Source organism: Mesorhizobium sp. 113-1-2 (assembly GCF_016756475.1).
Lineage (GTDB): Bacteria > Pseudomonadota > Alphaproteobacteria > Rhizobiales > Rhizobiaceae > Mesorhizobium > Mesorhizobium loti_C.
Genome location: NZ_AP023242.1, coordinates 5366342 through 5392660, shown reverse-complemented (window position 1 = coordinate 5392660; position 26319 = coordinate 5366342). Strand labels below are relative to the sequence as shown.

At 62.5% G+C, this 26319-nt stretch carries 24 protein-coding genes; 14 read left to right on the top strand and 10 right to left on the bottom strand.

Translation table 11 applies throughout. The annotated features are described in order from the left end of the window. Nucleotides 1-43 precede the first annotated feature (43 nt). Nucleotides 44-469, top strand: coding sequence for a hypothetical protein (locus JN279_RS26315; RefSeq protein ID WP_244734156.1), 426 nt, complete (start codon nt 44-46; stop codon nt 467-469). Between the two features lie 38 nt (nt 470-507). On the opposite strand, the gene JN279_RS26310 is transcribed toward JN279_RS26315, so the two are convergent. Continuing rightward, nucleotides 508-1434 (bottom strand): LysR substrate-binding domain-containing protein, encoded by a 927-nt coding sequence (locus JN279_RS26310; protein WP_202350661.1) that lies wholly within the window; start codon nt 1432-1434, stop codon nt 508-510. Between the two features lie 90 nt (nt 1435-1524). Between JN279_RS26310 and JN279_RS26305 the strand changes: the two genes are divergently transcribed. Continuing rightward, entirely contained in the window at nt 1525-2418 is an 894-nt protein-coding gene (locus JN279_RS26305; RefSeq protein ID WP_202350660.1) for a DMT family transporter, read from the top strand. Nucleotides 2419-2527: 109 nt separating this feature from the next. Further along, nucleotides 2528-3280 carry a hypothetical protein gene (locus JN279_RS26300; RefSeq protein WP_202350659.1) on the top strand — a complete coding sequence of 251 codons (753 nt, stop codon included), beginning with the start codon at nt 2528-2530 and terminating at the stop codon, nt 3278-3280. Between the two features lie 6 nt (nt 3281-3286). On the opposite strand, the gene mutL is transcribed toward JN279_RS26300, so the two are convergent. Then, a complete protein-coding gene (gene mutL, locus JN279_RS26295; protein ID WP_202350658.1) occupies nt 3287-5179 on the bottom strand; it encodes a DNA mismatch repair endonuclease MutL in 1893 nt (630 codons plus the stop codon). A gap of 59 nt (nt 5180-5238) precedes the next feature. Next, a complete protein-coding gene (locus JN279_RS26290; protein WP_095202336.1) occupies nt 5239-6141 on the bottom strand; it encodes a LysR substrate-binding domain-containing protein in 903 nt (300 codons plus the stop codon). A gap of 89 nt (nt 6142-6230) precedes the next feature. Here JN279_RS26290 and JN279_RS26285 point away from each other — a divergent pair, with 89 nt between their 5' ends. The 5 genes from JN279_RS26285 (at nt 6231) to JN279_RS26265 (ending at nt 12124) form a co-directional block, all read left to right on the top strand. Further along, the gene (locus JN279_RS26285; protein WP_202350657.1) at nt 6231-7781 is read left to right on the top strand and encodes a trimethylamine methyltransferase family protein; all 1551 of its coding nucleotides are present in this window, start codon (nt 6231-6233) and stop codon (nt 7779-7781) included. 44 nt (nt 7782-7825) lie between these two features. Further along, complete coding sequence (locus tag JN279_RS26280) at nt 7826-9475, top strand: ABC transporter substrate-binding protein (protein WP_202350656.1); 1650 nt, start codon at nt 7826-7828, stop codon at nt 9473-9475. Nucleotides 9476-9570: 95 nt separating this feature from the next. Further along, nucleotides 9571-10050: a DUF3828 domain-containing protein gene (locus tag JN279_RS26275; protein ID WP_202350655.1), complete on the top strand. Its 480-nt coding sequence runs from the start codon at nt 9571-9573 to the stop codon at nt 10048-10050. 299 nt (nt 10051-10349) lie between these two features. Further along, nucleotides 10350-11315, top strand: a complete 966-nt coding sequence (locus JN279_RS26270; protein ID WP_244734155.1) for a right-handed parallel beta-helix repeat-containing protein — start codon at nt 10350-10352, stop codon at nt 11313-11315. A 185-nt stretch (nt 11316-11500) separates the two neighbouring features. After that, nucleotides 11501-12124, top strand: coding sequence for a hypothetical protein (locus tag JN279_RS26265; protein ID WP_096456814.1), 624 nt, complete (start codon nt 11501-11503; stop codon nt 12122-12124). Between the two features lie 8 nt (nt 12125-12132). On the opposite strand, the gene queF is transcribed toward JN279_RS26265, so the two are convergent. After that, nucleotides 12133-12594, bottom strand: a complete 462-nt coding sequence (queF, locus tag JN279_RS26260; RefSeq protein WP_096456816.1) for a preQ(1) synthase — start codon at nt 12592-12594, stop codon at nt 12133-12135. A gap of 137 nt (nt 12595-12731) precedes the next feature. On the opposite strand from queF, the gene JN279_RS26255 reads away from it, so the two are divergent. Continuing rightward, complete coding sequence (locus JN279_RS26255) at nt 12732-14777, top strand: oxidoreductase (protein ID WP_096456818.1); 2046 nt, start codon at nt 12732-12734, stop codon at nt 14775-14777. 10 nt (nt 14778-14787) lie between these two features. Here JN279_RS26255 and JN279_RS26250 read toward each other — a convergent pair whose 3' ends face one another. Further along, nucleotides 14788-15807: a LacI family DNA-binding transcriptional regulator gene (locus JN279_RS26250; protein ID WP_096456820.1), complete on the bottom strand. Its 1020-nt coding sequence runs from the start codon at nt 15805-15807 to the stop codon at nt 14788-14790. Nucleotides 15808-15920: 113 nt separating this feature from the next. Here JN279_RS26250 and JN279_RS26245 point away from each other — a divergent pair, with 113 nt between their 5' ends. After that, complete coding sequence (locus tag JN279_RS26245) at nt 15921-17114, top strand: phytanoyl-CoA dioxygenase family protein (RefSeq protein ID WP_096456822.1); 1194 nt, start codon at nt 15921-15923, stop codon at nt 17112-17114. A 139-nt stretch (nt 17115-17253) separates the two neighbouring features. Here the strand turns inward: JN279_RS26245 and JN279_RS26240 are convergent, their stop codons facing one another. Then, nucleotides 17254-17661 carry a hypothetical protein gene (locus JN279_RS26240; RefSeq protein WP_096456824.1) on the bottom strand — a complete coding sequence of 136 codons (408 nt, stop codon included), beginning with the start codon at nt 17659-17661 and terminating at the stop codon, nt 17254-17256. Between the two features lie 118 nt (nt 17662-17779). Between JN279_RS26240 and JN279_RS26235 the strand changes: the two genes are divergently transcribed. Further along, nucleotides 17780-18208, top strand: coding sequence for a MarR family winged helix-turn-helix transcriptional regulator (locus JN279_RS26235; protein WP_096456826.1), 429 nt, complete (start codon nt 17780-17782; stop codon nt 18206-18208). Nucleotides 18209-18226: 18 nt separating this feature from the next. On the opposite strand, the gene JN279_RS26230 is transcribed toward JN279_RS26235, so the two are convergent. Continuing rightward, nucleotides 18227-18931, bottom strand: coding sequence for a polysaccharide deacetylase family protein (locus JN279_RS26230; RefSeq protein WP_244734154.1), 705 nt, complete (start codon nt 18929-18931; stop codon nt 18227-18229). A 103-nt stretch (nt 18932-19034) separates the two neighbouring features. After that, nucleotides 19035-21104, bottom strand: coding sequence for a putative bifunctional diguanylate cyclase/phosphodiesterase (locus JN279_RS26225; protein ID WP_096456830.1), 2070 nt, complete (start codon nt 21102-21104; stop codon nt 19035-19037). Between the two features lie 309 nt (nt 21105-21413). Here JN279_RS26225 and JN279_RS26220 point away from each other — a divergent pair, with 309 nt between their 5' ends. After that, nucleotides 21414-22601: a glycine C-acetyltransferase gene (locus tag JN279_RS26220; RefSeq protein ID WP_096456832.1), complete on the top strand. Its 1188-nt coding sequence runs from the start codon at nt 21414-21416 to the stop codon at nt 22599-22601. 52 nt (nt 22602-22653) lie between these two features. Beyond that, nucleotides 22654-23688 carry an L-threonine 3-dehydrogenase gene (gene tdh / locus JN279_RS26215; RefSeq protein WP_096456834.1) on the top strand — a complete coding sequence of 345 codons (1035 nt, stop codon included), beginning with the start codon at nt 22654-22656 and terminating at the stop codon, nt 23686-23688. 59 nt (nt 23689-23747) lie between these two features. Here the strand turns inward: tdh and JN279_RS26210 are convergent, their stop codons facing one another. Both JN279_RS26210 and JN279_RS26205 read right to left on the bottom strand, forming a co-directional pair. Next, nucleotides 23748-24389: a suppressor of fused domain protein gene (locus JN279_RS26210; RefSeq protein ID WP_096456836.1), complete on the bottom strand. Its 642-nt coding sequence runs from the start codon at nt 24387-24389 to the stop codon at nt 23748-23750. 20 nt (nt 24390-24409) lie between these two features. Continuing rightward, nucleotides 24410-24886 (bottom strand): MarR family winged helix-turn-helix transcriptional regulator, encoded by a 477-nt coding sequence (locus JN279_RS26205; protein ID WP_096456837.1) that lies wholly within the window; start codon nt 24884-24886, stop codon nt 24410-24412. 119 nt (nt 24887-25005) lie between these two features. Between JN279_RS26205 and hmgA the strand changes: the two genes are divergently transcribed. Continuing rightward, nucleotides 25006-26319, top strand: coding sequence for a homogentisate 1,2-dioxygenase (gene hmgA, locus JN279_RS26200; protein WP_096456839.1), 1314 nt, complete (start codon nt 25006-25008; stop codon nt 26317-26319).

The window sequence follows — 26319 nt, the reverse complement described above, 5'->3', positions numbered from 1 at the left end:
CGCCGCGCCCTCTCTGTTCGCCCAAAGGACGGCGCCCGCCTTGATGGCGATGCCTGCCGCACCAATGGCCGTCAAATCGCAGCAGATAGCTTCGGCGGGCATCGTCGAAGCCTATCAGGCCCAGCTCGACACGCGGGACGAGGCGGTGCTGGCAACGGTCGTGGCGAGGAGAGCTGCCCCGCCCGAGGCCGAAACGCAGCGCGGCGCCATGCCGCCTTCGGCGACGGCCAATGACAACGCGCAGGCCAGGCCCGCGGGTGTGTCCTTGCTGTCGTTTATCCCGCCGCAGGCTCCGGTCCCGCAAAACGCCGCCCTGGCAATGCCGGCGGGACGGCATAGGCCCGCCAATCAATCCTACGGTGCGGCGCCGAATCCCGAACGTCTTTTGATGAAGATCGGCTTTGTTTCGATAACGCTGGGTTTATTGGGAATCTTGACCGTTGGCTTCGTTCTGCTGCTGCTTCGTTGAGTCTGTGAATCGACTGATCTTGGGCGGGGGCAGGAGACCTATCGCTCGGCTTCGATAAACGCCTCGATCTTGTCCGGCGCCAACCCGGCCTGCTGCGCGATGCGGCGGGCAAGGTCGGCGGCGGCCGTGCGTGGCCGTCCTAGCGGACGGTCGAGCCAATAGGACACCGGACTGAGCGCGGTGTGCTCGTCGACCGCGGTGATGCGGCCCGACTGCAGCTGATGCCCGGTCAGCGGCGGACGCGCCAATGCGATGCCGAGCCCATAGGCTGCGGCATCCAGCACCAGATTGTAATCCTCGAATCGCCGGTCCTGTGGGCGTGGCCGGTAGTCCATGCCTTGCGCGGCGAACCAGGCACGCCAGGCGGAGGCGTCGGAATCGTTGATCAACGGAAATTTGAGCAGCCTGGCCGGGTCGCCCCGCCCGATTTCGCGTGCCAGCTCGGGCGAAGCGACCGGGAAGACATGCTCTTCGAACAGCTGCACCGAAACGCGGCCCGGAATGCCGCCGCGGCCGCAGCGGATCGACAGGTCGATGCCTTCATCGGCAAGGTCGGCCTGGCGGATGTCGACATCGAGCACGATGCGCAGCTTGGTGGGATTGTTTTCCAGCGCCGCCATGCGCGGCATCAGCCACAGTCCGCTCACCGACGGGATAGAGGTCAGCCGCACCACCGCCGTGCCGCGTGGCTCGACCCAGCGGTCGGAATGGCTCGATATCAGCGCGAAAGCCTCCGATGTGCGCAGATGCAGCCGGTTGCCTTCGATCGTCAGCGAGACGCCGCGCGCGCCGCGATCGAACACTTTCAACCCGAGCCAGTCCTCCAGCTTGGCGATCTGCCGGCTGACGGCGCCATGGGTGATGTTGAGCTTTTCGGCAGCCGCAGAAAAACTGCCGGTCCGCGCCGCCGCGTCGAAGGCGCGCAGCGTTTCCAGCGGCACCATTGTCTCTGAGCTGTGATCCATAGTCACAGCTGATCCTCGATTTGGTCGTTTGTCAACGGCGCCGAAAAGACGTTTTCTGCATTCAAGGGCGGAAAACACGAGGACAGCAAGATGAGCGCGATCACGGGAACGTCGAATCAGACACAGCGGATGGACACCACGGCAGCGATCGCGGTCGCGCTCACGGTGGTGGGCTGGGCGTCGGCCTTTCCGGCGATCCGTGCCGGCCTCGCCGCCTTCGGCCCCCTGGAACTCGGTGCGCTACGCTTTGCCATCGCTGCCGTGCCGGCAGCGATTTTCCTTGCCGCCAAGCGTCCGGCATTGCCCAGGCTCGATGAATTGTGGCGCCTCGCCTTTGGCGGCGCCATTTTCGTCGCGCTCTACACCGTCATGCTCAATTTCGGCGAGTTGACCGTCTCGGCCGGGGCCGCCGGCTTCATCATCAATGTCAGCCCGATCTTCACCGCCATTATGGCTATGGCATTGCTCGGCGAGCGCTTCTCAGGTTGGGCCTGGTTTGGCACGGCCATTTCTTTCGCCGGCATCGGCATCATCGCCGTGGCCGACGGCAATGGCCTGCACTTCAATGCCGGCGCGCTGTTGGTTCTTGGCTCTGCGCTATGCTCGGCCGTCAACACGATCGTCCAGAAGCCGCTGTTTGCCCGCCATCATCCACTGACCATCTCAGCCTCGAATATGATCCTTGGCGCACTTTGCCTGTCACCCTTTCTACCAAGCGGCTTTGCACAGGCAGCGGTCGCCAACACAGCCGGCCTCGGCGCCGTGATCTTTCTCGGCATCGTGCCCAGCCTGATCGCCTATGCCGCTTGGGCAACCGCGCTGTCGCGTCTCCCGGCGGCGCGCGCTTCGAACTTCCTCTACCTAGTCTCGCCGATGTCCGCCTTGATCGGCTTCTTCTGGCTGAGCGAAGTGCCGACGCTGCTCGGCATCCTCGGCGGTGCGCTCGCGCTCGGCGGCGTCATCGTGGTCAATTTGAAGCGGTAAAACAAAAGATTAGAGGCATTTCTGGACTCAAACCGAGAACCGTTTCCAGCAGCATGCAGACACCCGGCGAAAGGGCCGCTATGGTGAACCGTCTTCGCTGGGGGACCAAATGGAGCGACTCTTCGTATCGATGGTTTGCTGGCCGTTGCTGCTGACCGGACAAGCTGCGGCGGGCTGGTATCAGGTAAAGAATTTCGAAGGCTCCATCGGATCGAGGCCGGTTCATCTGTCCCTCCAAAGATATGACGGCTTCGGCAGCGGGATCACGGTCGAGGGAAGCTACTTTTATGATGCCAAGCAGCGCCCCATCGCGCTCTACGGCAAAGCCGAAGGAACCAAACTCACGCTTTGTGAGATCGCGGACGACAAGGAATTGGATCGATTGTTGGTGGTGGGATCAAAGACGCCCATCGATACCACGGGATGCCCGCTTTCGCTCGACATCAGAGAAAGTGGCGCGACGGGGGGCTGGGTCAAGGGAGCGGAGAAGTTCCCGGTCGTGCTTAAGCAGGTTGCGGGCCTCGACGATACGGCCGAGGGTAAGATCAATGGAATTGTCGAGATTCCCTTTTGGGCGCAGACGGCGGCCCATAGATTTGCTGGCATCTTCACCAAAACCGACGCCGGCATCTGCATGACCACACTGCAGGTCATCAGCAAGAAGACAAAGAGAGCCGTCCAGAGCATCCGGTTCGACGACGATGACTGCAATGCAGGCATGTTGATGACGCCGGTCTATATGAACGTTCAAAAGCAGGGCGAAGAGATTATTTCCGTGAATTTTCGCGGCGGAAACGGCGGCCACGCGATGGAGTATGGCTACTCTCCCAAAACCAGGAAGTATCACCGATTGGTGAACTGAGCGAACTCACCGCCGCCCGAACAACCGCTCGATATCGGCGAGCTTCAATTCGATATAGGTAGGCCGGCCATGGTTGCAGGTGCCGGATCCCGGCGTCGCTTCCATCTGGCGCAGCAGCGCGTTCATCTCCTCGGCCTTGAGCAGCCGGCCGGAACGCACCGAACCGTGGCAGGCCATGGTGGCGGCGATCTTGTCCAACCTCTCCTTCAGCGTTTCGACCGTGTCATTGTCGGCGATCTCGTCGGCGAGGTCGCGCACCAATTGCCGGACATTGGTTTCGCCCAGCATTGACGGCGTCTCGCGCACAGCGACGGCGCCGGGGCCGAAACGCTCGATGCCGAGGCCGAAGCGGGCGAGCGTTTCGGAATGCATCGCGAGCCGCTCGGCGTCCTCTTCCGGCAAATCGATGATCTCCGGCAGGAGCAGCATCTGCGAAGGCACGGGTCGCGAGTGCAGGGCGTTCTTCAGCGCTTCGTAAACCAGTCGCTCATGCGCGGCATGCTGGTCGACGATGACGAGCGAATCCCTGGTCTGCGCCACGATATAGTTCTCATGCACTTGGGCCCGTGCCGCGCCTAGCACCGTGCCGAGGAGGGTCTCAGCCGCTTCGCTCAGCCCCGCGCGCGCATCGGCGCTGGCAAGCTCACCGGCATCGAACGCCGCCTGGCCGGGCTCGCCAAAGCCACTGCCATTCCTTGCGCCGGCGCGCTCAAAGTCCGCACCTTCGAAACCCATGTCGAGCGGGCGCTGCGGTGAGTGCGAGGGGTCGAAACCGGCGGAGCCGGACGCGCGATAGGCCGCGTCGTAGCTGCGATGGCCGTTGGCCGGGCCGCCGTGATTGTAGGGTGCGGCACCCGGCCGGAACGCCGCCATCATGCCGGCGGCTCCGGTGGTGGCTGAGCGGATGCCGGCATCGGCCAGGGCCTGGCGGATGGCGCCGACGATCAGCCCGCGCACCAGGCCCGGATCGCGGAAGCGCACATCGGCCTTGGCCGGATGGACATTGACGTCGACTATGGCCGGATCGAGCGTCAGGAACAGCACCGTCACCGCGTGGCGGTCGCGCGGCAGGACATCGGCAAAGGCGCCGCGGATGGCCCCGGCGATCAGCTTGTCGCGCACCGGCCTGCCATTGACATAGGCATATTGCTGCAGCGCGTTGGCGCGGGTGAAGGAGGGGATCGACACATGGCCGGTCAAATGCACGCCTTCGCGCATCGCGTCGATGGCAATGGAATTGTCGGGAAACTCGGCCCCCATCACCTGGGCGACGCGGCGCAGGCTGCCTTCCGGACTGTCGTCGGTCGCCGGCAATTCCAACGTCGAGCGGTCGGAACCGGCCAGCGTGAAACGTACCGTCGGAAAGGCAATTGCGATGCGCTTGACGACATCGCTGGTCGCCGAGCTTTCGGCGCGCTCACCCTTCATGAATTTCAGCCGCGCCGGCGTTGCGAAGAACAGGTCGCGCACCTCGACGGTCGTGCCGCGGTTGGCCGCCGCCGGCCTGACGGGGAGCACGCGGCCGCCCTCTATGCCGATTTCGGCGGCGCTGTCGCCCAAAGCCGTGCGCGACCGGATCGACAGCCGCGACACCGAGCCGATCGACGGCAGCGCCTCGCCGCGAAAGCCGAGCGAGCGGATGTCGTTGATATCCTCGGCGAGCTTGGAAGTGCAGTGGCGCGCGATCGCCAGCGCCAGTTCCGGTTCGGGGATACCGGAACCGTCATCGGTGACGCGGATCAGGTTCAGCCCGCCGCCTGCCGTGACGATTTCGACGCGCGATGCACCGGCATCGAGCGCATTCTCGACCAGTTCCTTCACCACGCTCGCCGGACGCTCGATGACTTCGCCGGCGGCGATCTGGTTGATCATCGTTTCGGAAAGCTGGCGAATGGGCATGACGGCAGTATAGGCGGATTCGTGTCGTGCGGGCGAGGGCGAACTGCGGCGGAACGGCTTTATGCCTGCGCCGCCAGCCAATCCCTTACCTTGCGGGCATTCTCGCTCAGCTCCCGGTTCTTCGGCCAGACGATATAGAAGGCCTTGCCGGTCTTGAGCACATGATCCGTCACCTGCACCAGCAGTCCTGTCGCCAGCAGTCGCTCGGCGAGGTGCCGCCAGCCGAGTGCGATGCCTTGACCCTCCATCACGCCCTGGATCACCAGGCCGTAGTCGTTGATGCGCAGGCCGCGTGCGGTGTCGCCCAGGTTGCCGCCGGCTGACTGGAACCATTCATCCCAGCTGGCCGCCTCGCGGTACGGCTCCTCGAGATGGATGAGACGGTGCGTGGCCAGGTCCCCGACCGTCCTCGGCATGCCGAATTTGGCCAGATAGCTGGCGCCGGCGACGGGGAATATCTCTTCATCGGCGAGTGGCAGCGAATGGTAGTCCGGCCAGTCCCGCGGCTCGCCGCCGCGCACGGCCAGCGGAATGCCTTCGGCGATGATGTCGAGATCGCGGTCGGCGGTCTGGATGCGCAGATCGATGCCCGGCAATTCGTCGCGGAACTGCTGCAGGCGCGGCATCATCCAGAACGAGCCGAAGGCGGTCGAAGCGGCAAGCGTCACATGGCCGCCGGTCGCCTGCAGACGCAGATCCTCGGCCGACTTGCGGATGTGCGACAAGCCGAGCGAGACATCGGCGTGGAAGCGTTCGCCGGCTTCGGTCAGGCTGACCTGCCGGTGGCGGCGCTGGAACAGCTTGGCGCCGAGCTGCTCTTCCAGCCCGCGCACCGCGTAGGAGACGGCCGCCTGCGTCATGCCGAGTTCGCGCCCGGCGGCGGTGAAACTCGACAGCCGGCCGGCCGCCTCGAAGACGATCAGGCTGCCGGCGGAGGGCAGGAGGTGGCGCAGGCTTCGCATAAATGCAGCTTATACAAGAGATCAGGATTTTCCAGCGTCACAGCTATATTTCGGGTCGCTAACGTGGGTGGCGGGAAGAAGGAGGCTCCATGAACGCACCAGCCGTCGAATTGACCGAACAGACCCACCGCCGCGGTGGTGGTCGTCTTGGCCGCAAGGCGCTCAGAAGCGCGCCGATCGCTTCCTTTCCGACCTTGGTGCGCAAGATCCCCGTCTATGAGATCGTGCCTGACGAGGCGGTGGAGCTGATCCACGAGGAATCGCTCAAGATCCTCGAGGAGGTGGGCTGCGAATTCCGCGACGACGGCGCGATCGAGCTCTGGAAGGCCGCCGGCGCCGATGTCAGGGAGACGCGTGTCCGCATCGACCGCGCGCTGCTGATGGAACTCGTCTCGAAGGTTCCGTCGGAGTTCACGCTCAATGCGCGCAACCCCGAGCGCACGGTCCGCGTCGGCGGCAAGAACTCGATTTTCGTGCCGATGTATGGCGCGCCCTATGTGCGCGACCTCGACAACAATCGCCGCTACGGCACGCTCGCCGATCTCAACAATTTCCACAAAATGGCCTACATGGCGCCGGCGCTGCACTCCTCGAGCTCGGTCATCTGCGAGCCGATGGAAATCGCGGTGCCGAAACGGCATCTGCACATCATCCACTCGGCACTGAAGCATTCCGACAAGCCGTTCATGGGCATCGTGACGTCGAAAGAGCGCGCCGAGGACACGATGGCGATGGCTGGCATCGTCTTCGGCGAGGAGTTCGTCCGCGACAACCCTGTGCTGGTGGCGATCACCAACTGCAATTCGCCGCTGGTATGGGACGCCACCATGATCGACGCCATGCGGGTCTATGCGAGCCACAACCAGCCGCTGATCCTGGCGCCTTTCGCGCTGTGCGGGGCCTCGACCTCGGCTTCCGCCGTCGGCGCCGTGGCGCAGGTCAACGCCGAGGCACTTGCCGGCGTGGCGCTGACCCAGCTCATCCGTCCAGGCTCGCCGCAGCTCTACGGCCAGTTCATGGTCACCGTCGACATGAAGACCGGCGCGCCGATGGGCGGTACGCCGGAAGCCGCCCAGATGATGTATCTGATGGGCGCACTGGCGCGGAAATACCGCCTGCCGTGGCGCACCTCGGGCTTCCATGTCGGCTCGAAGCTGAACGACGCCCAGGCGGGCTACGAATCGAACATGCTCATGCATGCTGCGATCCTATCGGGCGCCAACTACATCTGGCATTCCGCCGGATGGCTGGAAGCTGGGCTCACCTGCGGCTATTCGAAATTCGCCACCGACTGCGAACAGCTTGTCGGCTGGTACAAATATGCCGGCGGGCTGTCCTTCGACGATTTCAAGGAAGCCATGGCGGCGATCCGCGAGGTCGGACCGCAGGGCCATTTCCTCGGCACCCAGCACACGCTCGAACATTTCGAGTCCGCCTTCTTCATGCCCTCGATCATGGACTTCAATTCCTATGAACAGTGGAACGCCGAAGGGGCGAAGGACCACGACACGCGCGGCCGCGAGAAGGCGCGCAACATGCTCGCCGATTACGAGGAGCCGAAACTCGATGAGGGCATTGCCGAGGGGCTCAGGGATTTGATTGCGCGGCGCGAGGAGAAACTGCCGGACACCGTCAGTTGATGCAAAGCGCGAAGACCCGACGGGAACCATAAGGGAGGAAGAAAATGACGCTTTTCAGAAGCAATGGCGACCGAGTCCCCGCCGCCATCGAGGCGATGGCGGGAGAAGCACGTGCCGGCCGCATGGACCGGCGTGAGTTCCTGGCGCTGGCAAGCGCCTTCGGCGCGTCGACCGCGCTTGCCTATGGCATGATCGGCCTTGCCGTTCCGACAAAGGCGCTGGCCGACGAGCCGAAGAAGGGCGGAACGCTGCACGTCGCGATGTCGGTGAAGGCGCAGAAGGATCCGCGCACCTATGACTGGACGGAAATGGCAAACGTCACCCGGACATGGCTGGAGCCGCTCGTCCGTTACACGCACCAGTTCACTTTCGAGCCGGTCCTGCTCGAGAGCTGGGACGTCAATGACGACGCCACCGAATATACGCTGCATCTTCGCAAGGGCGTGACCTGGAACAATGGCGATGCTTTCAACGCCGACGACGTGGTCTCCAATCTGAACCGCTGGTGCGAGAAGGGTGCCTCCGGCAATTCCATGGCTGCGCGCGTCGGCGCGCTGATCGACACAAAGACCGGCAAGGCCAAGGACGGCGCCATCACCAAGGTCGACGACAACACGGTCAAGCTGAAGCTATCCGAGCCCGACATCGCGATCATACCCGGCTTCACCGACTATCCCGCGCTGGTCGTGCATCGTGACTTCGACAAGGACGGCGCCGATCCGATCAAGAAGCCGATCGGGACCGGAGCTTTCGAGTTGGTGTCCTATGCAGTGGGTTCGAAGGCGGTGGTCAAGCGCCGCGAGAACGGCAAATGGTGGGGTGGCGAAGCACCACTCGACAGCGTGGAATTCATCGACTACGGCACTGACTTCAACGCCACGCTGAATGCCTTCGAGTCCGGCGAGATCGACCTCGATTTCGAAACGCCGGCCGACTTCATCGACCCCCTCGACAAGATGGGTCTGGTGAAATCGGAGGTCGCGACGGCGACCACGCTCGTTGCCCGCACCAACATTACCCATAAGCCCTATGACGACCAGCGGGTGCGCAATGCGCTGCAGATGGCCGTCGACAACAATGCCGTCATGCAGCTGGGCTACGCCGGGCTCGGCACGGTTGGCGAGAACCACCACGTCGCCCCGATCCACCCCGAATACTATCCGCTGCCCAAGAAGACGCGGGATGCCGCCGCCGCCAAGAAGCTGATGGCCGACGCCGGACAGGCCGACTTCGAGCACGAGCTGATCACCGTCGAAGACGAATGGCAGAAGAACACCGGCGATGCGATCGCCGGTCAGTTGCGCGACGCCGGGATCAAGGTCAAGCGTACGGTGCTGCCGGGCTCGACCTTCTGGAACGATTGGACGAAATATCCCTATTCGATGACCATCTGGTACATGCGCCCGCTCGGCGTCCAGGTGCTGGCGCTGGGATATCGCACCGGCGAGGCCTGGAATGAGACGGCCTTTGCCAACCCGGACTTCGACGCGAAGCTCAAGCAGGCGCTTTCGCTGGCCGACCCAGCCAAGCGCAAGGAGGTGATGAAGGACGTCGAGCAGATCCTGCAGGACTCCGGCGTCATCATCCAGCCGTTCTGGCAGAAGCTCTACTGCCACATGAACAAGAAGGTGAAGAACTACGGGATGCACCAGACCTACGAAATGGACTTTCAGAACGTCTGGCTCGACAGCTGAAAGGAGGCCGGGCAGGGCTTCATGAGCCGCAAAAAAGCCGGTATGCAGGATGCGTGGCGTGGATTGATTCAAGCCACCAAAAGCGGAGATTCTGCATGCGACGGACAGTGCTGCTTGCCGCCCTATCGACAGCCTTGCCCGCGGCCGCCTTGGCCGGACCGGCGTCCGACGCCGTAAAGTTCTTCTATGTTCCGGCGGTCAAATTCGAGGCTGACGCACAATATCGGGATCGCTTTACCGACCCGGTGACGAAACTGTTCGATCTCAACGACCAGGCGACCAAGAAGAATCCCGATCAGGTCGCCTGCATCGACTTCGATCCCGGTTTGGATGCGCAGGATTTCGACCAGAAGACCGTCTCCAAGACCTTGAAACTGTCCGAGACGGTGGATGGCGACACCGCGCAAGTGGTGGCGAGCTTCAAACTTTTTCCGGACGGAGACGATGCGCAGCGTGAAATGCACTGGTCGCTGAAGAAGCTCGATGGCAAATGGAAGGTATCGGACATTGCCTCGAAGACCAGCGACTGGACGCTGAGCCAACTCGAATGCATGGCGGGGCAGGATCCGGAGTGATGCCGTGAGGCTCGGTTGCTCCCGCTGGGGCGTCGAATCGGCCGGTTCATGTCGCTGCTTGCCGTCGTCACGCGCGAGGCCTGCTAAATTTCGTGGAACGTCAAGCACTTCGACTGTAGTGTGAAGGCGATGTAACAAAACTACGAAGGCGGCTGCGTAGCTTGGCGCGTCGCCGCGCTTCCGAGAAATACAAATCGGCGATCCGGTTTTGAGGTCGCGTTGCTTTTGACAGGGCAACGCGCTAAACTTCCTGCGCTTGGTTGTGAACGAATCTCTTGTTCCATTTAGGGGGAATGATCATGAAAATTCTAGGTTACCTACTATCATCGCTGTTTCTCGCTTTGGCGATGGCGCTGATCGCTACTCCGGCTTCCGCACAGGCAACCCGGACATGGGTTTCCGGCGTTGGTGACGACGCCAATCCCTGCAGCCGCACTGCGCCTTGCAAGACCTTTGCCGGCGCGATTTCCAAGACCGCCGCCGGCGGTGAAATCAACTGCATCGATCCAGGTGGTTTTGGCACGGTGACGATCACCAAATCGATCACCATCGCATGCGAGGACGTCGAGGCAGGCGTGTTGAACGCAGGGGTAAATGGCGTCATCGTCAATGCGTTGGCCACTGACGTTGTCGTTCTTCGTGGTCTCGATATCGACAGCACGCCGACTTCGCCCGGCCTCAATGGGGTGCGGTTTCTTGTCGGCGCCGCATTGTTTATCGAGGACTGCGTCATTCGCGATAACACTGCTGCCTCGCCGAATGGCATGGGTATCCTCTTCGCTCCGTCCGTGGCGGCTGAGCTCTACGTCAACAACACCACAATCACCGGCAACAATGACGGCATCCATGTCCAGCCGACCGGCACCGGATCCGCGAAGGTCGTTATCGAAAACTCTTCGATCGAGAACAACAATCTTGCCGGGGTGAAGGCCGACGGCACCGGCAGCACCGGCGGCATGAACATAACCGTCGTGAGCAGCAATGTGTCCGGCAATACCAACTCCGGCATCAGCTTGTTCAATACGGCGGGTGGTGCAGCAATCAACATCATGGTTGATCGCGTCGCTGCGGCCAACAACGGGGCGAACGGGGGCCTTCGGGCCGATGGACCGAACACCCTGCTGCGGGTGGGCAACTCTACGGTCAGCGGCAATACCACTGGCACAGCGATCAACAATGGTGGCTTGATCCAGTCTTACGGCAACAACCAGATCAACGGCAACACCAGCGATGGGCCAAATCCGCCTGTCATTGCACTGAAATAGCCTGATGTGGCTCGCTTGGCGCGATACCGATCGCGCCAGGCAAGCAATTTGAATGGCGTGGCCTTGTCTACGCCAACAAACTCTGCATGGTTCTGGATCAGGCCCGAAGGTTGTGTGGCTGGATGTCCAGCCAATCGAATGCATGCCCATCAAAAGGCATGACTGGCCAAAGCCTTGGTGACGTTATGGCCCGTACCTGTCTTCTGGCATTCTCGGTTTTTTTCATACTGGCGTCGGGTTTGAGCGGCGTGGCTGCGCAAGGGTTGTTTGGCGCGCCCCCCGCAAACCCTCCCGCTGACGGCGCGCCCTCGGCTAGCACTCCTGCCGACAGCGGGGCACCTCCCGCCAATGCGCCGGGCGGCGCGGCGGAGCCGGCAACGCCGCCGGTCGCCTGGCCGCCCAGCGAACCTGCCGCACCCATCCAGCCGGGATCGCCGACGGCGGTGGTGCGGCCGTTCTACGATCAGGTTGGCCTGGAGATCGATCCGGCGCAGCGCAGCCATTTCATCGATCCGGCGAAGACCGTGCTCGACAAGAGCGACGCGTTGCGCAAATCCGGGCAGGGCGAATGCCTCGACCCCAACATGGCGCTGGACAATGCCGATTACAACAAGGACGAGATCGACAAGAGCCTGAAGACGCTCGAGTCGATCAATGGCGACCAAGCCAAGGTCGTCGTCGCCTTCGTCGTTGCCGGCAACCCGCATCGGCTTGAATGGAAGCTCAAGAAGGTCGACGGCGACTGGAAGATATCGGACCTGCTTTCGGTGACCGGCGAGTGGGCACTCAGCCAATATCAGTGCGAATGAGGGCCGGCTCAGCCGCGGCCGCGATACGGCGCAACACCGGTTTCCGGCAGCCAGGCGCCTTCCGGTGGCGCGCCGGTTTGCCAGAACACATCGATCGGAATGCCGCCGCGCGGATACCAATAGCCGCCTATGCGCAACCACAGCGGCTTGGTTGCTGCCACGATGCGGCGGCCGATCATCACGGTGCAATCCTCATGGAAGGCGCCATGGTTGCGAAATGAGGTCATGAACAGCTTCAGCGATTTCGATTCCACCAGAGCCGCATCGGGTGCGTAGTCGATGACGATATGGGCGAAATCCGGCTGGCCGGTCACTGGGCACAGCGAGGTGAATTCCGGGCAGGTGAAGCGCACGATCGCCGGCGGACCGTCGCCACGCGTGAACGGCACGGTCTCCAGGACTGCCTGTTCAGGGCTCTGTGGCGTCTCGACGTGCGCGCCGAGTTGGGTGAGAGTTTTGGTATCGATCATGAGCGGGATCTCTTTCAATTTTCGCCGCTCCTTAGCACCGGACCGAAAGGTGCGCAGCCGTTTTCGGACGAATCCGATGCTTAAATAGGAACTGGAGCAGCGTGCTGCCCCACATAATTTGAAACAGCAGGAAGACGATGACCACCAACGACCCGCTTCTCCAGCCCTACCAGCTCAAACATCTGACGCTCAAGAACCGGGTGATGTCGACCAGCCACGAGCCGGCCTATTCGGAGGACGGCATGCCGAAGCAACGCTACCGACTCTACCATGCCGAGAAAGCCAAAGGCGGTATGGCGCTGACCATGACCGCCGGCTCGGCCATCGTCTCGCGCGACAGTCCAGCCGCTTTCGGCAATTTGCATGTCTATGACGACCGCATCGTGCCGTGGCTCAGCGAACTCACCGAGGCCTGCCACGAGCACGATTGCAAGGTGATGATCCAGATCACCCACCTTGGCCGCCGCACCGGCTGGAACAAGGCCGACTGGCTGCCGGTGCTCTCCGCCTCGCCGGTGCGCGAGCCGGCGCACCGCGCTTTCCCGAAGACCATTGAGGACTGGGACATCGAACGCATCGTCGCCGACTATGCGTCGGCCGCCCAACGCTGCCAGGCCGCCGGCCTCGACGGCATCGAGTTCGAGGCCTACGGCCATCTGATGGATGGCTTCTGGTCGCCGGCCACCAATCATCGCGATGACGAATATGGCGGCTCGCTCGACAATCGCCTGCGCTTCACCAACATGGTGCTCGATGCCGTGCGCGCGGCGGTCGGCGAAAAATTCGTCGTCGGCATCCGAATGGTCGCCGACGAGGACTTCGAGAAAGGTCTGTCGAAGGAAGAAGGCATCGAGATCGCCAGGCGGCTGGCCGGCTCCGGCAAGGTCGATTTCCTCAACATCATCCGCGGCTCGATCGAAAGCGACGCGGCACTCACCAAGGTCATTCCGGTGACCGGCATGCGGTCTTCGCCGCATCTCGATTTCGCCGGCGAGGTGAGGGCGGCGACGAAATTCCCGACCTTCCATGCGGCGCGCATTTCCGACGTCGCCACTGCGCGTCATGCGATCGCCACCGGCAAGCTCGATATGGTCGGCATGACCCGTGCGCACATCGCCGATCCGCACATCATCAAGAAGGTGATGGAAGGCCGCGAGCACGAGATCCGCCCCTGTGTCGGCGCCACCTACTGTCTCGATCGCATCTATGAAGGCGGCGAGGCCCTGTGCGTCCACAATGCCGCGACCGGCCGTGAGGTCGAGATTCCGCACATCATCGTCAAGACCGACGGGCCGAAGCGGAAAGTCGTCGTCGTCGGCGCCGGCGCCGGCGGGTTGGAGGCGGCGCGCGTCGCAGCTGAGCGCGGCCATCAGGTCACGATCCTGGAGGCCTCGTCACAAGCGGGCGGCCAGGTAAGGCTGGCGACGCAGAACCCGCGCCGCAAGGAATTGATCGGCATCATCGACTGGCGACTGGCCGAACTCGACCGGCTCGGCGTCGAAATCCGCTATGACACCTGGGCGGAAAAGGATGATGTTCTGGCGCTGGCTCCCGATGTGGTGGTGGTCGCCACTGGCGGCCTGCCGCAGAACCCGCCGCTGACAGCGGGCGACAATCTCGTCACCTCGAGCTGGGACATCATGGCCGGCAGCGCCAAGCCTGCCGAGAACGTTCTGCTCTTTGACGACAATGGCGGCCATCAGGGCATGGGCGCGGCCGAGTTGATCGCCAACAGCGGCGCAAGGCTGGAACTGGTCTCGCCGGAGCGTTTCTTTGCGCCCGAAATGGGCGGCATGAACCACGTGCCGTATATGCGCGCCTTCCAGGAAAAGGGCGTCACCATCACCATCAACACGCGCCTTCGCTCGGTGCGCCGCGAAGGCAATCAACTGGTCGCAGAACTCGCTTCGGATTTCGCCGATGGCTGGCGCGGGGAGCGCCGTGTCGACCAGGTGGTGGTCGAGCACGGCACGGCGCCGCTCGACGATCTCTACCTCAGCCTGAAGCCGCTGTCGAAAAACGGCGGCGCTGTCGATTACGAACGTCTGGTGGGCGGCGGCGACATCTTTCCGGCGCGCAACCCGCAAGGCGGCTTCGTGCTGTTCAGGATCGGCGATGCCGTCGCCTCGCGCAACATCCATGCCGCCATCTATGACGGGATCAGGTTGGGCTTGCGGATCTAATACGGCCCGCTCAGCCTGGCATGTTGAACGGCGTGATGATCTGGATGTTGGACGCGCCCGGCGCGACCGATTTCGGCAGCGCGCCCTGCGCCCGCATGACGTGGATGCAGGCTGTGCGCATGTCTTGCCTGAGATCGTGATGCAGTACGGCCGAAATGCGTCGGCTTCGCAGCAGTTCGAGATTGTCGGCGTCGAGATCATGGCCGACGAACACTCGGCAGGTCCGTTTCAGCTCAGCGAATGCCTGCACGATGGAGGCGTTTCCACCGCCGATGGAATATACCGCCGCAATGTCGGGATGATGTGTCAACGCGGTGCGGACCAGCTCGCCCGTTGCGCGATCGATGCCGTGCCCTTCGCTGACGTCGACAATTCCGAGGTCGGGAAAGTTTTCACGCAAAGCGCGGCGAAAGCCGATTTCGCGCTCCTCCTCGCCCCGAAAGCGGTTGCTGCTCAAGGTGACAAGGACATCGGCACGACGTCCACCTAGCCATGCGCCGATCAGATAGGCAGCCGTTTCGCCGGCGGCGCGGTTGTCGACGCCGACATAGGCCAGCCTCCGGCTGTTCGGCAAGTCGGTGACCAGCGTCACGACAGGTATTCCGACCTGAACGACCCGGTCGACCGCGGCTGCTATCTCCGGAACATCAGGCGCCTTGAGAAAAATGCCGTTGCTGCCGCGACGCGCAATCGCGTCGAGCAGGGAGACGGTGTTCGCCGCCGCACGCATCTCGGCAAGGTGGTGGCGCGCGCGGAACACGGCTGGGTGCAAGCCCGGCATCTCAGCCTCCAGCGCGGCGCGCACCGCTTCGGTGAAGCGCAGCGGAGCTTCCATGACGAGGTCGAGAATGAATTTGCGGCCGGACAGGCCGAGCTGGGAGCGTTGCGTTTCGAGTTCATGGATCGCCTGCTCGATGCGGCGGACGGTGTGCTGACGCACGCCGCTGCGCCCATGCAGGACGCGGTCGACCGTGGCGATGCTGACGCCCGCCTGTTGGGCGATGTCCTTCACCAGGAATGGATGCGACATCAGCCGTCTCGGTCAATTCTGAGGTGTTTTTGAGGTGTTTCAGCCGTATTCCACCTCTCACCCAAAGCTATACTTCCGCCATTCAGTCGAAACAAGACCATGGGGAGGACGCCGTGAAGGCCGACAATTTTGCCGAGCTCAGATCCGATCGTATTTGGCTAACCGCCGATATGTGCAGCATCGACGATTTCGCGACGTCGACGCAGCGGATCACGAAGCTGGCGGAGTATCCGTTCGCGTCCGAGGTGCAGAAGAATGTGCTGATCTACGACGGCGCTTCGGTGCGCGCGGCCGCCGGCGATCCAGCCCGGCGCAAGGCGCTTCTTGCCGAGTGGGTCGAGGCGATGACCGACGGCCCGGGTGTCGTCGTCTTTCGTGGCGCCTTCGAGGATGTCGCTCCAGTCGATGCAGCCACCGAGGCTTTCAATGCGATCATCGCCGAGGAGCGCACGGCCGGGGCAGGCGGCGGCGATCATTTTGCCAAGCCCGGCGCCAACGACCGGGTGTGGAATGCGCTGGAAAAGCTTTGTCTGCGCGACCCCGCAACCTTTGCCGCCTATTACGGCAACGACATTATCGCGCTGATATCGGAAGCCTGGCTTGGTCCTGCCTATCAGCTCACATCGCAGGTGAACAATGTCAGGCCGGGTGGCGCGTCCCAGTCGGCGCACCGGGATTATCATCTCGGCTTCCAGACGGCGTCGGTCATCGAACGCTATCCGGTGCATGTCCATCGGATTTCGCCAGTGCTGACACTGCAGGGCGCGGTCGCCCATTGCGACATGCCGGTGGAAAGCGGGCCAACGCTTTACTTGCCCTATTCGCAGACCTACCTGCCGGGATACCTGGCGATGAACCGCCCCGAATTCCAGGCCTATTTCACCCAGCACCATATTCAACTGCCCCTGAAGAAGGGCGATGCGGCGTTCTTCAATCCAGCGCTGTTCCACGCCGCCGGCACCAACCGGTCGGCTGATATCCAGCGCATGGCGAACCTGTTGCAGGTGTCATCGGCCTATGGCCGCGCCATGGAGAGCGTTGACCGGACCCGCATGAGCGCGGCCCTCTATCCCGTAGTCCGGCGCATGCTCGGCAACGGCAGCCTCACCCGGCTAGCGGCCGACAACGCCATAGCATCGTCAGCGGAAGGCTATTCCTTTCCGACCAATCTCGATCGCGACCCACCGCTTGGCGGTCTTGCACCGGAAACACAGCAGGCGCTCTTCCACCGGGCGCTCGATGCAGGGTGGGAACCTACTGTCTTCGTGGAGGCACTGGAGAAGCAGGCGCGCAAGAAGCTGACCTGAGGCCGCAGCAACGATCTGCATTGGTGGCGCGCGGTCGGACCTGCATACGAGAGCCCGAGTATGCCGGCCTGGCCGCGCGCCCGCACGTCATTGGCTCATCGCCTGATAACGTGCGATCTCTGAGTTTGCGGTGGGATGTTCAGATCATCCTGGCGATCGCCATGCACAGCACCGTGACCACCAGCAGCCATGCGGCGATGCGTTCGCCCATGGCCATTCTGGTGCGCAGCTGCGTTTCGATTTCCGCATTGGCGCCGGCAAGTTGCCGGCTCGGCGCCCTGACCATGGCGCCGAGCACACCCGCGGCGGCGAAAGCGGTCAGAATGCCAAGCGCCAGTACCATCTCCGTCGAGCCAAAATAGGCGCCGTGGAAGAAATACCACAGCAGCGCCCCGGTCAGGAAAACCACGCCGGCCGCGCCCATCTGCGGCTGGATGAAGCGTTCCGCCTTGATCTCGGGATCGCGGGCAAGCGTGATGGTGGTGCCAGCCCAGAACACCCCTGCCATGACGTGAAGACCGATAACCACGATGTAGACATATTGCATGCCGGCTCTCCTCTTTCGCCTGCTGGTACATCTAATAGTTAGATATCTAACTGTTAGATGTCAATGTATAAGAGAGGAGTCAGTTCCATCCGAGAAAAACACCGTCTAGTGTCCTGCGATGACGCCTTTTGAACGCCCGCCAGTCGGCATGAATCTCGGCCGCACCGCCAAGCTTGTTGCCCAGGCCTTCGACGCCGCTTTGGTCGAAGCGGGCGGGACATTGCCGGTCTGGCTCACGCTGCTGTCGGTCAAGTCGAGCAAGCTCGCCAATCAGCGCGAACTCGCCGGCATGATCGGCATCCAGGGCGCGACGCTGACCCACCACCTCAACGCGATGGAAGCGCAGGGCCTGCTGACGCGCCGCCGCGATCCCGTCAACCGCAGGGTCCATCTGGTCGAATTGACAGAAGCGGGAGAAGCGCTGTTCGAGACATTGCGACAGGCCGCGCTTGTCTTCGACAAGCGGCTTCGCACAGGACTGCCCGACGAGCGTCTGGCGGAGTTTGCGCAGGTGCTGGAGGCGCTGCGGGACAATGTCGAAAGCTAGGAGTACCGAACCTTTGGCTCAGTTGTCATAGCTCGGGATCGTTCCAAAGGCGTAATGGCGCAACTTCAGCGCGGTGATCAGGTTGGTCAGCTTCGTCTTGCCGTCAAAGCCGTCCTGGAACATCTCGTCATGCATCAAGAGGATCAACTTGCTCGGCTTGGCGAAGTGGCCATAGCCGAACAGGTGGTCGATCTCGCTGACCAGATGGTCGACGCTCTGGACCGGCTCGCCGCTGTCCTTGTGCACCCATTCGTGGTCCCAGCCATAAAGATAGAAGCCGGAAGCGGCGACGAACTCGTAGTCGGGATCCTCACGGCCGGCTTGTGCGGGGCCGAGCGAGTTGTCGTCCTTTGACATCGAAGGCAGCCGGAACACATCGCGTCCCGGCAGGCGCGCATGCACCGCCGGCTTCAGGCCCAGCACGGCATTCGCCATGAGCATATCGGCGACCACCCCTTCCGTATCGCTGTAGAAGTACCGGTAGTGATTATAGGCGTGGCTGTAACTGTGGTTGCCGATCGTCACCAGCGGCATCGCCTTGGCGCGCCGCACCAGCGCCTTGTTGGACGCGCTGGCCTCGGCATGCATGCCGACCATGAACAGCGTTGCCGGAACCTGTTCCGCCGCCAGCACGTCGAGGATGTTGCTGGTGCCGCTCAACGGGCCATCGTCGAAGGTGAGATAGATGGTGCGATCCGCCCCATAGGCGGGCCACGCGGACATCAGCATGGCCGCCAGGACAAACCGCAAGAATGTCATAAGCCGCACGATCCGGTTGTTACCGTGACAGGCCGCCATTTCGGTGGCTGGTTGTCAAGCCGGTCCGCTACGCCAGGCTGCCCTGCAAGACCCGCAGTTTGGCCTTCTTCGGCATGCGGGCGGTCAGCCATTCCAGCGCCTTGTCCTGCGGCATCGGGAAGGCGATCGAATAGCCCTGCACCTGGTCGCAGCCGATTGCCATCAGCGAGTCGAGTTCAGCCTCGGTTTCAGCGCCCTCGGCGACGATGGAGATGCCGAGGCCGCGGGCGAGCTCGGTGATGGCGCGCACGATCTTCGAGTTGTCGCCATTTTCATGGATGTTCTGGACGAAGCGGCGGTCGATCTTGAGTCGGTCGATCTCGTTGGGATTGACGTGGCTGAGCGACGCATAACCGGTGCCGAAATCATCGAGTTCCAGATGGACGCCTGCCGCCCGGATGTGACGCAGCTTCGCCGCGATGCCGGTCTTCTCATCGTCGAGAATGACGGATTCGACGATTTCCAACGACAGTTTCTGCGGCGGCAGTCCGGCCTTTTCCAGCGTCTCGAACAGAAACGCATCGAAATCGTGCTCGCGCAGTTCGGTGCCCGAGACATTCACGGCAAGCCGGCCGAAGGCAATCCCGGCGCGGTTCCATTCGGCTGCCTCGTTGATCGCCTTGCTGATCACGATGCGGCCGATCTCCGGCATGAAGCCGCATTTCTCGGCGACCGGAATGAATTCGCCCGGCGAGATCATGCCGCGCTCATGATGGTTCCATCGCACCAGGGCCTCGATGCCGCTGATCGTGCCGTCGGTCAAGGAGACCTGCGGCTGGAAATAAACCTGGAATGCCCGCTCGGCGATGGCGACCTTGATGTCGTGTTCGAGCTGCTTGCGGTAGTCGAGCTCGCGGCGCAGCTCCTCCGAGAAGAACGAGAAGTTGCCGCCGCCCATTTTCTTGGCGGAGTAAAGCGCCAGATCCGCATGGACGAGCAAGTCCTGGGCATTGTCGGCGTCGATCGGATAGACTGCGATGCCGCCGCTGGCACCCGGAAGAATGGTGGTGCCCTGGAAGACGATCGGCTCGTTGATGTGCGCCAGGATGCGCCGCGCGAGCATGTTGATGTCTTCGGTGCTGCCCGCTCCGTTGAGGATCATCACGAATTCGTCGCCGCCGAGCCGAGCGCACAGATCCGACGCCCGGCAGGAATCGCGCATGCGCTGTGCCGTCACGACCAGGACATAGTCGCCGGCGGCGTGGCCAAGCGTATCGTTGATCTGCTTGAAGCGGTCGAGGTCGATCTGGACGACAGCCAGGCGTTCGCGCCGCCGGTGCGCGCCTTTGATCAGCGTGTCGAAATGATCGGTCAGGAAGGTGCGGTTGTGCAGGCCGGTCAGGCCGTCATGAACCGCGATGAAAGCCATCGAATTGCGCGCATCGACCAGTTCACGCGTCTTGCGCAGGATGGCGTTGGACATCGGCCTGAAGATGAACAGCGCCACCAGCAGGATGACGCCGAGCGTGGCGTAGAACAGCGTGCGGTGAAGAGCGAGCAGCTTTTCGGAGCGCTCGTCGGCCTCGGCGCTGATGCGCTGGCCAAGGGCCGCATAGCCCGACAAGGTGGCATTGGCGACCGAGGCATCGAGGTTGACGCGTTCGGCGCTGCCTTTGTAGCCGTCATTGTCGAGATTGAGTCGCGATTCAAGGGCCGAGATCAGACGGTCGCCATTGGCGATCAGCCCGACCGAGAAATAGTCGAGATGGAAAGGCTTGGCGAAGAGCACGCTCTCGATCGACTTCGCATCGAGCTTGGCCGGCGATTGCGGATCGGCGCCTGTCTGCTTGAGCAGCAGATCGTAGTTGGTCTCGAACTCGGCTGTGGCCTGCTTGAGCGCGCTGACCAGCGCCGGCTGCTTGTCACGCGAGGCGGCACCTGTTGCACTGGCCAGGAAGACGATGCGCTGCGACAACGTCTTCTGCGTGCTGACGATGTCGAGCAAGGTGTTGTTGTGCTGCTGCGTGGCCATCGTCTGCTGCAGCAGGACGAAAGACGCCGCCACCATGGTGGCAATGATCAGCAGCGCCAGCCAGTAGCCGGCTTTGATCAGCAGGATAAGCTTGCCTGAAACGGTATGCACCGGCTGCTGCGACATGTTCGGGGGCGGCCCTCTCGCCAACGGATTCCTGTATGAGCACCATTGAACTGGAAACGTTAACAGGACCGGAAACCGGCAGCCGGCCGGCAAGGGGGAGGAGCGGAAAGATCGCGAAATGGTTATCGCCTCCTTTCGTCGCCGGCCTGCATTTGAGCATTCGTTATCCCATGCGCTCCCGAGTGGTTGCTTGGGCGATGTCCATGGCGTCTCTTCTGATGCTACCCGGCCACCCGATCCGGTCGCTTTTGCGATGGATTTTTCGCGCGGGCGGGACGACAGTCTGCCCACGTCAAACGAGGCCTGATCATGACCGCAGCATTTCTCTCCCATATCGCCAGTGAGCTTGCCGGGCTCAAAACTGCCGGCCTCTACAAGTCCGAGCGGGTGATTTCCTCGATGCAGTCGGCCGAGATCGAGGTCGGTGGCGAGAAAGTGCTGAACTTCTGCGCCAACAACTATCTCGGCCTCGCCGACAGCGCCGACCTGCGAAAGGCGGCCACCCAGGCGCTCGACCGATACGGCTACGGCATGGCCTCGGTGCGTTTCATCTGCGGCACGCAGGAGGAGCACAAGCAGCTCGAGGCGACGATTTCCTCCTTCCTCGGCCTGGAAGATACCATCCTCTACGGCTCCTGCTTCGACGCCAATGGCGGCCTGTTCGAGACGCTGCTCGGTGAGGAAGACGCGATTATCTCGGATGCGCTGAACCACGCCTCGATCATCGACGGTGTCAGGCTGTCGAAGGCCAAGCGCTTCCGCTACGCCAACAACGACATGGCCGATCTGGAAGCGCGGCTGAAGGAAGCCAGGGATTGCCGTTTCCGGCTGATCGCCACCGACGGCGTGTTTTCCATGGACGGCATCATCGCCAACCTGAAAGGTGTCTGCGACCTTGCCGACAAATACGATGCGATGGTCATGGTCGACGACAGCCATGCGGTTGGCTTCGTCGGCAAAAATGGCCGCGGCTCGGCCGAGCATTGCGGCGTCGAGGGCAGGGTCGACATCATCACCGGCACGCTCGGCAAGGCGCTCGGCGGCGCTTCCGGCGGCTATACCTCTGGGAAGAGCCAAGTGGTCGACTGGCTGCGCCAGCGCTCGCGGCCGTATCTGTTCTCCAACACGCTGATGCCGGCGATCGCCGGCGCTTCGATCAAGGTGTTCGACCTGATCCGCAATGGCGACGCCTTGCGCGAGCGCCTCTATGCCAATGCGGCGCGGTTCAGGTCTGAGATGGGTAAGCTCGGCTTCACGCTGGCCGGGGCCGATCACCCGATCATTCCGGTGATGTTGGGCGACGCGACGCTGGCGCAGGAGATGGCGGCCCGAATGCTGAAGCGCGGCATCTATGTCATCGGTTTCTCGTTCCCGGTGGTACCCAAGGGCCAGGCGCGCATCCGCACCCAGATGTCGGCGGCGCATTCCATTGCCGATATCGACCGTGCGGTGGAGGCTTTCGCTGCGGTCGGCAAGGAGCTGGGCGTCATTTCCTGAGCAGCCGGCGCCGAAAAGCGATTCCAGATCAAAAGTTTCAAGGGACAAAAGAATGTCGAACATGATGAAGGCGCTGGTGAAGGCCAAGGCCGAGCCGGGCATCTGGATGGAAGAGGTGCCGGTGCCGGAGATCGGGCCCAACGACGTGCTGATCAAGGTCAGGAAGACGGCGATCTGCGGCACCGACGTGCACATCTACAATTGGGACCAGTGGGCGCAGAAGACCGTGCCGGTGCCGATGGTGACCGGCCATGAGTTCGTCGGCACCGTCGCCGATTTCGGCGCCGCGGTCACCGAATACAAGGTCGGCCAGCGTGTCTCGGGCGAGGGCCACATCGTCTGCGGCCATTGCCGCAACTGCCGTGCGGGGCGAGGGCATCTCTGCCGCAACACGCTCGGCGTCGGCGTCAATCGTCCCGGCGCCTTCGGCGAATATCTGGCGATCCCGCAGCACAATGTCGTGCCGATCCCCGACGATGTGCCGGACGAAATTGCCGCGATTTTCGATCCCCTGGGCAATGCGGTGCATACGGCATTGTCCTTCGACCTGGTCGGCGAGGATGTGCTGGTCACCGGCGCCGGGCCGATCGGCATCATGGGCGCGCTCGTTGCCCAATGCGTGGGTGCGCGAAAGGTGGTCATCACCGACATCAACCCGGTGCGGCTGGCGCTGGCCAAGAAGCTGGGCGTCCAGCATGTCGTCGACGCCTCGAAGGAAAAGCTGCGCGACGTGATGCCGGCGCTTGGCATGACCGAGGGTTTTGACGTCGGCCTCGAAATGTCGGGTGCCGCACCCGCCTTCCGCGACATGATCGACACCATGAACAATGGCGGCAAGATCGCCATTCTCGGCATCGCCCCGACCGGCTTCGAGATCGACTGGAACAAGGTCATCTTCAAGATGCTGCACTTGAAGGGCATCTATGGCCGCGAAATGTTCGAGACCTGGTACAAGATGATCGCTCTGGTGCAGGGGCCGCTGGATGTGAGTGGGTTGATCACGCATCGGATTGGCATCGACGATTTCCAGACGGGGTTCGACGCGATGCGCAGCGGCAGTTCCGGCAAGGTGGTGATGGATTGGTGAGGCCAGTTGTTCTTTCGCCATCGGCCGAAAAAGCCTGAGATCCTCGCGGACATGTACCCCTAAACGCAGGACTTCCGTCCCGGGTTGAAGACATGGGGATAATCGTGCTCGTCGAGCATATCGAGGAATGCGTCCAATCCCGTTGTCTTGATGAATTCCAACTCCATGCCGGAGATCAGATGGACGCAAAGGATCGCGACGTCGTCGTTGTCGATGGTGAGCCTCTCTGCAATTCGCTGGTCCGGCGCGATGATGGGCGTCAAGAACAGGAAAGTTCTGAATTCCGATCCTGAGACAGGCGGCCAAGGCATCGCAATGCGGTGGCCGAAACCCAACCATGTATCGTCTATGAAGGGATACTCGGCCAACCACCTTATGTTGCTGAGGATATTCGGTTCAGGCTCGCGAACGTACCACATCAACTCAGCCCGCCGCTTGAAGTCTCCACCTGCGTCTGACCGGACGGCCATACGCCGATCGCTCATGCCGTTGGTTAGGAGGACAAAGCCGTCGCCGGCAGGATCGATGAGCGAGAAGTCCCGCCCAAACGCAAGAACCTCGACGCTATCAGGCCCGTTACCCGGGAAGATACGGTCGGGCTCCCCAAGCTCTTTGGTATAGACCGATCGTCTGTGCAAGTTGTTGGGGCCACCGGATGCGGGCGGTTCTCCACGGAGAAATCTCTTCGGAAGCCAAGCCATCTTCCATCCGTCCCTGATTTTCAGCCCTTTTGGTTGATATGACTAGCATCAAGTCCGACTTGTCCCAACTGGGCCTCCAGCGCCGCCACACCGCTAACGATTGCTGCTCGTTGCCCCGCGCTTAGCCTAGCCAAAAGCTCTGTTTCAAACGCCTTCGCCAGTGGCACCATCTCGCGATAGGCGACGAGCCCCATCTTGGTCAGAGTCAGATGCTCCACACGGCGATCATTCTCGTCCGGCGTGCGCGTCAGCCAGCGCCGCCGCTCCAGTTCGGCCACCGCGCGCGACACTTTGGTCTTGTGCATGGCTGACTGCTCTCCGAGCTCGGTCGCCGTCATCGTACCGCGCTGGCCGAGGCCTGAAAGCGTGCGCCACTCCGGCCGCGTCAGGCCTTGGCGATCGCGGTAGATCTTCGAGAATTCGCGGCTGACGGCATCGGCAAGCCGGTAGAGGCGGTAGGGCAGGAAGTTTTCCAGCTCCAGAATGTCGGGTTCCATGACGCGCGCCGTGGCCGTTGATAGTTACATTTTCGATGGTTACAAATGAAACCAGTTTGGTCAATATCACCGGCAGGCTGGCTTTGTGAAGCTTGAAGCCGGGGATCAGGGAGGATCGGATGGCCTTTTCCTACATGCCCGGTTTCGGCAACGATTTCGAGACCGAGACCTTGCGCGGCTCGCTGCCGCAGGGGCGCAACTCGCCGCAGCGGCCAGCCTACGGCCTCTATGCCGAGCAGCTTTCCGGCTCCCCGTTCACTGCCCCGCGTGGCACCAATGAGCGCTCCTGGCTCTATCGCATCCGGCCCAGCGTCAAGCACACCGGCCGTTTCAAGGCGGTGGCTTATCCCCTTTGGAAGACCGCTCCCAATGTCGGCGACCATGAACTGGCGCTCGGCCAGTATCGCTGGAACCCGGTGCCGATGCCGAAGGAACCAACCGATTTCATCCAGGGCATGCGCAGCATCACCACGGCTGGCGACGTGCTAGGGCAAAGCGGCATGGCAGCCCATGTCTATGTCGCCAACACATCGATGATCGACGATCATTTCTTCGACGCCGATGGCGAGTTGCTGGTTGTCCCGCAGGTCGGTGCCTTGCGTCTGGTCACCGAAATGGGCGTCATCGAGCTTCGGCCTGGCGAGATCGCCGTGTTGCCGCGCGGCCTCGTCTTCAAGGTCGAACTCGTCGATGCCGAAGTGCGCGGCTATGTCTGCGAGAATTACGGCGCCAAGCTGACCTTGCCCGACCGGGGTCCCATCGGCGCCAATTGCCTGGCCAATCCGCGCGACTTCAAGACGCCTTGCGCCTGGTTCGAGGAGAAGGAGACGCCGTGCCGGCTGATCGTGAAATGGTGCGGCAATTTCCACGTCACCGAGATCGGCCATTCGCCGCTCGACGTTGTCGCCTGGCACGGCAACTACGCGCCCTACAAATATGACCTGGCGACGTTTTCGCCGGTCGGCGCCATCCTGTTCGATCACCCCGATCCGTCGATCTTCACCGTGCTGACCGCGCCAAGCGGCGAGGAAGGCACCGCCAATATCGATTTCGTCATCTTCCCGCCGCGCTGGCTAGTGGCCGAAGATACGTTCCGGCCGCCTTGGTATCACCGCAACATCATGAGCGAATTCATGGGGCTGATCCACGGCCAGTACGACGCCAAGGAGGAGGGGTTCGTGCCCGGCGGCATCAGCCTGCACAATTTGATGCTGGCCCATGGCCCGGATGCGCCTGGCTTCGAAAAGGCCTCGCGCGCCGATCTGAAACCGGTCAAGCTCGACAACACCATGGCCTTCATGTTCGAGACCCGCTACCCGCAGATGCTGACCCGCTACGGCGCCGAACTGGAAACAAGGCAGGACAACTACATCGACTGCTGGGCAGACCTGAAGAAGCGCTTCAATGGCACGCCCGAGGGCGACTGGTCTTGA